The sequence below is a fragment of the Mucilaginibacter phenanthrenivorans genome (assembly GCF_024721155.1).
GTDB lineage: Bacteria > Bacteroidota > Bacteroidia > Sphingobacteriales > Sphingobacteriaceae > Mucilaginibacter > Mucilaginibacter phenanthrenivorans.
On record NZ_JAHVAP010000003.1, the window covers coordinates 718543 to 729425 of the forward strand.

The window sequence follows — 10883 nt, forward strand, 5'->3', positions numbered from 1 at the left end:
GCTGATGAACTGCTATTTTGCATCGGCAATGAAAAAAAGGATAAACCTGGTGGTAATATCAATGGCTTTTTGCACAACATTTTTGCTGTGCCTGCAGCTTTATTGGAATTACAAGGCATACCAGAGTTCTGTTAAGGCCTTTAAAAGTGAAAGCAACAGCGCGCTTAGTGACGCCGTTGAACATTTAACCAATATGCGCAGGGATGAGTTTGCGGCCAAATATAAAACGTGGCTGGCCGATACCAGCATGGTTTCAATTACCTGCAAGGTAAATACTACCTATCATTCAACCGTGTTTACCATTGCAGATAAACACCAAAAAGTAGCGGGATCAAAATCGATATCATTTAGTATCGATACTTTTAAACAACAGCTTAGCACCATTAACAACACCACAAAAGCTTTTATTATCAATCACTTTGTTAAAACCAATGTTTATACCCAGTTAAAATTAAAGGAAGTTTATTTTGTGACCCAAAATTTAGGTGATAGCTTGAACAATGCCTATAAAAGAGATCGTTTAAACCGTGCCCAACTTGATTCTTTGTTTAAAGTTGAGCTTTTAAAAAGAGACATTAACACACCCCATCGCTTTTACGTCACCAACTTTTCCGTTAAAAAGTTCAGTGAGGTTAATAAACCTGCAAAGGGCTACAGCTTTGCTACGCTGGCTTATAATTACGGCTTTTCTTCATCCCAAAAAGCCATCAGCGCATGGTTCCCGGATCCTGATCTTGTTTTTTTCAGGCAGATGAAATGGTTGCTGCTAAGCTCCCTGATCCTTATTGCCATTACAGTTTTTTGCTTTACCTACACGGTGAAAACTATTCTGAGGCAAAAGAAACTTGCCGAGTTGAAGAACGATTTTGTAAACAACATGACGCACGAGCTAAAAACGCCCGTGGCCACTATCAATATTGCTGCCGAAGCCATCCAGGATTTTAACCTGAGCAAGGCTTCGGCTGATGAATACCTTGGCATCATCCGCCACCAGGCGGGGAACCTTACCAACCTGATCGACCAGATCCTTAAAAATGTAGTATCCGAACAGGAAAATATCAATCTTAACCTAACAAAAGTTAATACCGGCGAATTGATCGGCAGGGTAATAAAGGATTATAAGCCACAATCGGCTGCCGCAAACATCAGCGTTAATTATAACAGTAGCGATCAACATTTAATGGCTGTGGCCGACGAGCCCCTTTTAAAAAATGCAATCGCCAACCTACTTGATAATGCTATAAAATACAGCGGCAACGGGGCTGTCATTAACGTAAATCAATCCACAGAAAACAGCAGCATTATCATCAAAGTAAGCGATAATGGCCCCGGCATCCCGCAGCAATACCAGGATAAAGTATTTGATCGCTTTTTCCGCGTTCCATCCGGAGATATCCATAATATGAAGGGTTACGGACTTGGTTTGAGCTATGCAAAAAGTATCATTGAAAGGCACAAAGGCTCACTTACCTTAATCAGCAAGGAAGGCAGCGGAACCGAATTTATTATCAGCATCCCATTAATTTACCATGAAGCAGGCCAAAGTTCTGTTGCTTGAGGACGAGTTGCAGCTTGCAAAAATTGTAAGCGAAACACTCCGCTCGCGCGGGTTTGCGGTAACGCATGTAAATAACGGCGTTTTGGGTTTGGATGCCGCCCGCAAAAACGACTTCGACGTCTACATCGTGGATGTAATGATGCCCTTTCTGGACGGCTTTACCTTTGTTGAGGAGCTGCGTAAAACCGACAAGCAGGCGCCTGTTTTATTTTTAACCGCAAAATCTCAAACGGAGGATGTAATAAAAGGCTATGCAACCGGCGGCAACGACTACCTGAAAAAACCCTTCAGTTTAGAGGAACTGATCCTAAGATTAAATGAGTTGTTGCGACGGAACGCAGCCATCCAATCGGCAGTTAGTGAGATCATAGGGCAGTACACCTTTTACCAAACCAGGCAGGAACTGTGGTTTAACGGCCAATTATCGGGTAAACTATCCCATCGTGAAAATGAGCTGTTATCATTGCTCCTCCAAAACAAAAATCAGGTGCTTGATCGTAAGGCGGTACTGTTGAAGCTTTGGGGCGATGACAATTTCTTCAACACCCGCACCATGGATGTTTTTATCACCAAACTGCGCAAGCATTTAAAGGAAGACCCCTCAGTCGAGATCATCAACATGCGCGGAGTAGGCTACAAATTGATCTTCTAAAAAACCTTAAGCTTTCCCCTCAATTAAGCTTCCACACTCACCTTTTCGCCGATCTGTTGCCTCCACATGGCGTAGTACAGGCCTTTTTGCGCCAGCAGGTCGAAGTGCTTGCCCGATTCAATGATATGGCCCTTTTCCAGCACGTAAATATTATCGGCGTGCATAATGGTTGAAAGGCGGTGAGCGATCAATATGGTAATGTGGTTGTCCAGTACGGAAACATCACGAATAGTTTCGGTAATCTCTTCCTCGGTGATGGAATCCAATGAAGATGTAGCTTCGTCGAACACCAAAATATCCGGTTTACGCAGCAGGGCACGGGCTATCGATAAGCGTTGCTTTTCGCCACCGGAAACTTTTACGCCACCTTCGCCAATTACGGTGCTCAGGCCTTTGTCGGCGCGGGCCAGGAGGGTTTGACAGGCCGCACGCTGCAGCACGTCCATACATTCCTCGTCAGTTGCGCCCGGGCGAACAAACTGTAAGTTTTCGCGGATGGTTCCCGAAAACAACTGCGTGTCCTGCGTAACGAAACCTATCTTCTCGCGCAGCTGATCCAGATCGATCTCCTTGCTGAGCGTATTGTTGTATAAAATATCACCTTCCAAAGGCTGGTAAAGCCCAACCAATAATTTCACCAAAGTAGTTTTTCCCGAACCTGACGGACCAACAAAGGCAATGGTTTCGCCCGTATTGGTTTCAAAGCTGATGTTATTTAATGCGTTACGATTAGCGGTTAAATGCTTGAACGTAACGTTATCAAATGTGAGGGTTTTTACTTTTTCAAGCAATACTGGTTTTTCTGGTTTTGCATCGATAGGCGTATTCAGGATGCCGGTAAAGTTTCCTAAGGATACTTCCGCCTCGCGCCATGAAAGGATTACGTTGCCAAGCTCTTGCAATGGGTTAAACAGGAAGAACGAATAGAACAAAAAGCTGAAATATTGCCCAGGTGAAATGGTTCCCTTGAAGATCAGCAGCAACAAAACCACTACCATCACACTCCGCACAAAGTTCACGGTTGTGCCTTGCACAAAGCTCATGCTGCGTACATATTTTACCTTTTTTAATTCAAGGCCGAGGATCTTATAGGTAGTATTATTTAGCCTTTCAATTTCCTGTTTTACCAGGCCAAGACTTTTTACCAGCTCGATATTTCTTAACGATTCTGTAGTTGATCCAGCAAGCGCAGTAGTTTCAGATACGATGCGCTTTTGAATTGTTTTGATCTTGCGGCTCATCGCCATACTTACAAAGGTGATGATCGGGATAGCTGCAAAATAAACCAGCGTTACCTTATAGCTTACATGTATCGAATACACAATCACAAACACCATCCCGATAAGGCTCACAAACAAAATGCTGATGAACGAGGTGATGAACTTCTCGCAATCCAAACGCACCTTTTGCAGGATGCCCAAAGTTTCGCCGCTGCGCTGGTCTTCGAATACCTGGTAAGGTAGTTCGAGCGAATGGGTTAAGCCATCGGCATACATTTCGGCGCCCACTTTTTGGGTGATGATATTGGTAAAATAATCCTGGAAGTTTTTGGCTATGCGAGATACCATGGCAACACCAATGGCCATGCTCACCAAAACAATGATGTTATGAACGTATTGGTCATATTGCAGCACGCTGCGTTTTTCAATCACACCATCAACAATGCGACCGGTGATGTAGGGATCAAGCAGGGAAAAACCGATGTTCAGGGCCGCCATGAGCAGTGCAAGCGCAACAACCCAGCGGTGTTTTGACAAATATGATAGTAGTATTTTCATTCGAATTCAAGAATTTCTGCAAAAATAAAAAAAGCAAAGCCCTAAGCACCTCATTCACTTTAATTTGACATTCGGAGTATGTAATGGCTTTATTTATATGCGCCGTCTTTAGTTGCCGCGAAGCGCAGTTTATGTACCCACGCCGGCAAAGCGTTCCATTTTTACACATGGAACACCCGGAACACTTTGAAACATGATGATTATCAGTCACTATACCGTCTGACTTTTGAAAGAAAGGCAAAGTTGGCTCCGAATGTAATTTGTGGAAACACTTAATGTTGCCCCCGCTCATAGCCGCGGAGGCCTAGTTACTTTTGGCTTGATCCAAAAGTAACCAAAAGATCAAGTCATCAGAAATGCTTCTTGGCGCACAAGGCCTTTTCAGCACAAATCCGCAAAAGCTGCGGGCTGGAATTTTTTTGCCGGATTACCCTGTCGCTTTATCACCCTGTATGCAAAAACTTCCTATGCCCTATCCCACCGCTTTAGGCCGGCAGCTTTTTCGGCTTTTTCCCGAAGCTTGTCTGCTGACGAGAAAAAAACACTTTCGAAGCTACCCGCACCCAATACCTCCCAACACCAAAAAAGCCACCCGCAAACAGCAAGTGGCTTTCCATATAAATTCCAAAACAGCTTACACTGTCATAATATCCTTTTCCTTAGCGTCAGACAAAACATCCACCTTAACGATGTAAGCATCGGTAAGCTTCTGGATCTCGCCCTCGCCGGTTTTCATTTCGTCTTCCGAAACGCCTTCGGTTTTCAGCTTCCTGATCTTCTCGTTGGCATCCTTGCGGATATTGCGGATGGCAATTTTACCGGTTTCAGCCTCGGCCTTTGCCTTTTTTACCAAATCGCGGCGACGCTCTTCGGTTAGCGGCGGTACGTTGATGCGGATAATAACCCCGTCGTTCTGCGGGTTAACACCAAGATTCGCCTCCATAATAGCCTTTTCAATAGGGCCAAGCAACGACTTTTCCCAGGGCTGCACCACAATGGTACGCGCATCGGGGGTGTTTACGCTGCCCACCTGGCTTAGCGGGGTCGGGCTGCCGTAATAGTCAACAAATATATCGTCGAGCATGGAAGGGCTTGCCTTGCCGGCGCGGATCTTTTGTAATTCGCCGTCGCAATGGTCAATAGCTTTGTCCATGTGGGCACGGGCGTCAGTAACTTGTTTTTTAATGAGTTCGCTCATTGTTTTGTACGTTTTGCCGACAAAAATAATAAAAAGTTTGGGAGTCCGAAAGTCTGCAGGGATAGTAATTCAGCTGGATGTTTTTGGGGCGGGAAATGGCGGTGTTCCAAGTAAACAAGGCGTGCATCCGATACATTGCGGATACGCAGAACAGGTGGTACATATAGGTAACAGTTGTAACAAGCGGAGGACTGCCAACTGTAAACCGCCAACTGCAAACTTTTTTAAAAGGATGTTTGTAGTACTTTTACATTATGGCAGATGTATCCTTTTACCTATTCACCGATCAACCAACCACATGCCCAATTTGCGGCACGCGGACTGACGTTATTTCAAGCTTCCTTCACACCCTACTTCAAATGAATGTTAATGAGTGTTTAAATACCCAATGTAAACATGTATTTTGTGAGGTAGAAAATTAACTATGAAGGAAGGCCAGAGGAAAATAATTGATGTTACTTGCGCCTTAATTATTGACGATCAAAATCGTGTTTTTGCCGCTCAAAGAAGTAGTACAATGGGCTTGCCATTAAAATGGGAATTGCCCGGCGGCAAAATTGAATCTGGGGAAACTGCTGAGGCTTGTTTAGTTAGGGAGATCCATGAAGAACTCAATATTGAAATCGAAATTGTAACAGGCCTTAATGCTAACGTTCACGACTATCCTTCGATAACGATTAAGCTTATTCCGTTTATTTGCAAGCACTTGAAAGGCGAAATCCTACTAAAAGAACACGCCGATTTTAAATGGCTAACTAAAAAAGAACTATTAGATTTGGATTGGGCAGCAGCCGATGTACCGATACTTCACAATTACCTAAACTATTTAAATGCAATTTGAACTAGGAATATATGAACAACTGATAACCAAACTAATTGCTAATCAATTAGGGTCATTGAGCGGTGATAGCTTTTTTATCAAAAGAACCATCGTTGATAAAGAAGAGGCTTCAAGATATTTAAGTTCGTACTTAGCCGAGACAATAAGATTTGCCTTAAATGAGATTAAAGACGAAAACAAGCCTTTCCAGCAAATTGAACTATCTAACAAAATAATTCAAGTGCTTATAAATGAGCTGCCTAAATTAGGGTTGTCAGACAATTTGATAGATAATGAGGGCAAGATATTAGAGGCTGTTTTTTCTAAAATTGATTCTCCGTATTCAGACTTAATCTTTAACGAAAGGCTGAAACAGATAACCCCATATACCCGCTTAAGTCAGAGCGAACTGTTTACAGGCAGTAACTCAGGAATTACATTAGAAAGTGAGATAAAAAAAGAAATACTTTCTTCTGATGAGATTTGTTGGCTTGTGTCTTTTATCAAATTTTCCGGCATTAGAATTTTTAAGGAGGAACTGGAAGAGTTTACTAATAGCGGACGAAAGCTAAAGATTATTACAACTACCTACATGGGGGCAACTGATGTTAAGGCTGTTGAATTCCTATCTAATTTAAAAAACACAGAAATAAAAGTTTCTTACAATTCAGAGCACGAGCGCTTACATGCAAAAGCTTATTTGTTTTTAAGAAAAACCGGGTTTAATACCGGTTATATCGGTTCTTCTAACATTTCGCGTTCTGCCCTAACAAACGGCCTTGAATGGAATTTGAAAGTTACCTCAAAGGAGATTAGTCACATTATAGATAAGTTTAAAAAAACTTTTGATACCTATTGGGTTGATAAAGACTTTGAATATTATGAACCGGGCAAGGACAAACAAAAGCTTAATAAAGCTTTAAAACAGAATTCCAGTTATAAAGAGGGAATAACTACTTTTTTTGATCTAAAGCCATTTCCTTATCAGGAAGAAATTTTAGAAAAGTTAAAATCCGAAAGGGTAGTTCATCAGAGATATAAAAACTTAGTAGTGGCCGCCACCGGCACTGGAAAGACCGTAATTTCTTCATTTGATTACAAAAACTTCAGAGACAACCATCCTAGGGCGAGGCTGCTGTTTGTTGCTCATCGCAAAGAAATACTAGAACAGGCACAAACTACTTTTAAGCATATTCTACGAGATGCAAATTTTGGTGATTTGTGGGGGGATGGAGTTGAGCCCGATAGTTACGAATATGTTTTCGCCTCAGTTCAAACCCTTTCAAATCGAATAAATCAATTAACTCTTTCAGAGGATTTTTACGATTTCATAATTATTGACGAAGTACACCATATATCGGCATCAAGCTATAGACCAATACTTGAAAAATTTAAACCTAAAATTTTATTAGGATTAACCGCTACTCCTGAACGTGGAGATGGGGAGGATATTTTAAAAGACTTTTGTGGCGTTATCGCTGCTGAAATCCGGTTGCCAGAGGCCCTAAATAGAAAACTTCTTTCGCCATTTCAATACTTCGCATTATCAGATAATATTGATTTATCAAAGTTATCTTGGAAAAACGGCAAGTATGAGATCAATGAATTAACAAAACTCTATACTGAGGATGATCGTAGAATAACAGACATCTTAAATAACTGTGAAAAATATTTAACCGATGTAAATGATGTAATTGCTCTTGGCTTTTGTGTTAGCCAGGAACACGCACGTTACATGGCCGAAAAGTTTACTTTGGCAGGATTGAAAGCTGATTACTTAACGAGCAACAGTGAAGGAGATAGAGTAGAGTTAAGAGAAAGGCTTAGGAAGAAGGAGATCAATTATTTATTTGTTAGAGATATTTTCAACGAAGGTGTGGATATCCCAGAAATTGACACGGTGCTTTTTTTAAGACCGACAGAAAGCCTAACTATCTTTCTTCAACAGCTAGGGCGAGGGTTGCGCCTTGCACCAAATAAAGATTGCTTAACAGTTTTAGATTTTGTGGGAAACGCTCGACCTGAATATGATTTTGAACATAAATTCAGAGCACTGGTTGGAAAAACTCATACATCTATTATAAAGGAAATTGAAGATGATTTTCCGCATTTACCGTTAGGTTGTTCAATAATCCTTGAAAAGAAAGCAAAAGAAATCATTTTAAGAAACATAGCGGCAGCGATAGGTTTTAACAGACGTCAGCTAATTGTTAAAATTCAGAATTTCAAACATCAATCATTATCAACGCTAACGCTAAAACACTTTCTTGAATTTCAACAGGTCGATTTGCAATTGATTTATAAAAAAGGAAGTTGGAAAAGGCTTTGCGCAGAAGCCGGTGTCATTGAAAACTTTAATGAACTTAACGAGAATGAAATTACAAAGGGCATTAAACGCCTACTTCAATGCAACTCTATTACCTATTTAAATTTCATAAAGCAGGTTATCAAAAACAATTTCCTCATCAATGCTCAATCTGAAGAAGAAAAATTGATGCTATTAATGTTGCACTATGATATTTGGCAGAAGGACGGTCCGAAGGCGGGTTTTACATCACTAAAGCAAAGTATACTGCAACTTGGCAAAAATCCAAGAATGATTGAAGAGCTAGAAGAAGTCATCACCTATTTAATTGATAAGGTTGATTTTGTTGAAAAGCCCATTGATATGGATTATCCATTCCCACTAAAAGTTCATAGCCGATATAATCGAGATCAAATACTAGTAGCCATGGGTAAGCACCGATTTGAAAAAGCAGTTTCAAATCGTGAAGGAGTTGCTTCAAATAATGAACTAAATATGGAAGCGCTATTTATTACACTAAAAAAATCAGAAAAAGAATATTCGCCTACTACCTTGTATGATGATTACGCTATTAATGAATATCTTTTCCATTGGCAATCACAAAATGCCACATCACCAGAGTCATCAAAAGGGGTGTCTTATATTAACCAAGCTGACTTAAATAAAAAAATCTTATTGTTCGTAAGAGAGCAGAACAATGATGAGTTTGAACTTACAATGTCGTATGTTTTTTTAGGTGAAGCAAAATTTATTAATTCAAGCGGCTCAAAACCAATGAATATTGAATGGCAATTACGTGAGCCAATGCCCGCTTACATTTGGAAAGAAAGCGGTAAGCTGGCAATCGGCTAAAGTTCACTTATATCCGATTGACAGTAATTCACTCTGCACCTATCTTGGCTAAGTGCCAAACATTAAATTCAATTACCTATATCGCGATGCCGCCAACTACAAAAAGTATGGCTTCGTGATCCTTTCAAATCATGATGGTTTTGAACTATTAGAAATAGAAAAACTCATTCGCTCTAAACTAATTTGGGGTGAATGGTTCTATGCTGATGAATGGGGACTACCGGAATTGTTTTTGGAGACGGTCGATTTTAGGATTGATCCGACATGGCATGAGTTTGAATGTTTTGAATATACAAACGTGGCCGGCGATGAATTCATGACTATTAAAACATTAAAAACCCTTCTAGAGAAAACAAACCGGCAATATTAAAGTTTCTATGAGTCGGTATGTTGTTCAGGTTGTGAGTTCTTTTTTCCACTTTTCCCTCAAACATCATACATTAGCAAAAAATTATAAATACCCCCAATTAAAATGATCGATCAAACAGAAAACGACAAATTCAAGGCTGACTTTTTAAGCATTGCCGCTTCAACACATGCCTACAACAAAATAAATAACCTGCTGCTGATGCAGATCCTGGCCAAATTGGAAGGCCGCGACCTTGAAGACATCCGCGATAACGTAGACAAGTATTTAAACCAGTTCTCGGCTGAGTTTATTAAGGCGAATTCGTAAGGGTTAATTAACCCCTTAACTCCGCGTCATTGCGAGGCGGTTATATTCAACTTAGGGGTGGGGTGTCACCCTGAGGCACTCGAAGGGCGACGTGCGCAGTGGCCAATCCGCGTGCTAAGCATGGTGCAGAGGCCTTTGCCCACATGCTTCGAGTGCCTCAGCATGACACCCCCTTTCTTGCCATTTCACTTTCGCAATCTAACGGTTCGTTATTCGCAATGAACCGTGATAGGTGACATTGCTAACCTCTGTCCTCTAATCAACTAATCTCTAAACCCAACTAACCCTAACGCGCTCCCGGAAACTGCTGCGACACCAGGTTTTCGACAGGGTAGCCCATGGCCTTGCATTTGGCCACCAGTTCGTCGTGCAGGGATTTGTCCATTTCGGGCTTGCGGCTCATGATGAACAGGAAGCGGTGGTTCGGGTGACCAACTACCACCCATGAATAGTCGGACGCAAGGTCTATCACCCAATAATCAACCTTTATGGGCCAGATGAACTGGGCTTTCATTTGTCCGTCGGTGGTGCCATCAACGCGGAAGATCTTCGACTTTACGGTGCGGATATCGCCCTTGTCGTTTTTTATGCAGGTGGTAACCACGTCGTAGTAGCCGTCCTTATTGAGCGTGTAATGCGTGGTGGTTTGGCGGCTGCCCTTGTCGAACATGGTGGGGATGGAGTAAAGGGAATACCAGGTGCCGGCGAAGCGCTTGCTGTCCACATTGCTTACAGTTTTATTGGGCGCTGTCGCAAAAAGCGTTAAAAAGCTGACCAGGATGATGCTAATGGCCTTCATAATTGTATTGTTGGTTATTAGGATATTACGAAAATTTGGGGAGGAGGGTTTTGGGGATATAGAAAAAACTATCCCGTTGTCATTGCGAGCGATAGCGCGGCAATCTCGTAGCTACACAGAGCCAGGAGAAAAGTGTAAAACCGGCATGGCTGATAGGTATGGCGACGAGGTTGCTTCGTCGTTCCTCCTACCCATGACAAGTTATACATCTTAGGGTGGGGTGTCACACTGAGGCACTCGAAGTG

The 10883-nt window shown here is 41.8% G+C and carries 9 protein-coding genes; 6 read left to right on the forward strand and 3 right to left on the reverse strand.

What is annotated here, in order from left to right; genetic code table 11:
- Positions 1–28: 28 nt before the first annotated feature.
- Both KXD93_RS09610 and KXD93_RS09615 read left to right on the forward strand, forming a co-directional pair.
- Positions 29–1558: a sensor histidine kinase gene (locus KXD93_RS09610; RefSeq protein WP_258136851.1), complete on the forward strand. Its 1530-nt coding sequence runs from the start codon at positions 29–31 to the stop codon at positions 1556–1558.
- Entirely contained in the window at positions 1530–2210 is a 681-nt protein-coding gene (locus KXD93_RS09615) for a response regulator transcription factor (protein ID WP_258136853.1), read from the forward strand. The genes KXD93_RS09610 and KXD93_RS09615 overlap by 29 nt, the downstream gene beginning before the upstream one ends.
- Positions 2211–2233: 23 nt before the next feature.
- Here the strand turns inward: KXD93_RS09615 and KXD93_RS09620 are convergent, their stop codons facing one another.
- Positions 2234–3988 carry an ABC transporter ATP-binding protein gene (locus KXD93_RS09620; protein ID WP_258136854.1) on the reverse strand — a complete coding sequence of 585 codons (1755 nt, stop codon included), beginning with the start codon at positions 3986–3988 and terminating at the stop codon, positions 2234–2236.
- Positions 3989–4622: 634 nt separating this feature from the next.
- Positions 4623–5186 (reverse strand): ribosome recycling factor, encoded by a 564-nt coding sequence (gene frr, locus KXD93_RS09625; RefSeq protein WP_258136855.1) that lies wholly within the window; start codon positions 5184–5186, stop codon positions 4623–4625.
- 424 nt (positions 5187–5610) lie between these two features.
- On the opposite strand from frr, the gene KXD93_RS09630 reads away from it, so the two are divergent.
- From KXD93_RS09630 to KXD93_RS09645, 4 genes are all read left to right on the forward strand, one after another.
- Positions 5611–6027: a (deoxy)nucleoside triphosphate pyrophosphohydrolase gene (locus tag KXD93_RS09630; RefSeq protein ID WP_258136856.1), complete on the forward strand. Its 417-nt coding sequence runs from the start codon at positions 5611–5613 to the stop codon at positions 6025–6027.
- Entirely contained in the window at positions 6017–9163 is a 3147-nt protein-coding gene (locus KXD93_RS09635; RefSeq protein WP_258136857.1) for a DEAD/DEAH box helicase, read from the forward strand. The genes KXD93_RS09630 and KXD93_RS09635 overlap by 11 nt, the downstream gene beginning before the upstream one ends.
- Before the next feature lie 52 nt (positions 9164–9215).
- Positions 9216–9533, forward strand: a complete 318-nt coding sequence (locus KXD93_RS09640) for a hypothetical protein (protein WP_258136858.1) — start codon at positions 9216–9218, stop codon at positions 9531–9533.
- A gap of 102 nt (positions 9534–9635) precedes the next feature.
- Positions 9636–9839: a hypothetical protein gene (locus KXD93_RS09645; RefSeq protein ID WP_258136859.1), complete on the forward strand. Its 204-nt coding sequence runs from the start codon at positions 9636–9638 to the stop codon at positions 9837–9839.
- 286 nt (positions 9840–10125) lie between these two features.
- Here the strand turns inward: KXD93_RS09645 and KXD93_RS09650 are convergent, their stop codons facing one another.
- Positions 10126–10638 (reverse strand): lipocalin family protein, encoded by a 513-nt coding sequence (locus tag KXD93_RS09650; RefSeq protein WP_258136860.1) that lies wholly within the window; start codon positions 10636–10638, stop codon positions 10126–10128.
- Positions 10639–10883 lie beyond the last annotated feature (245 nt).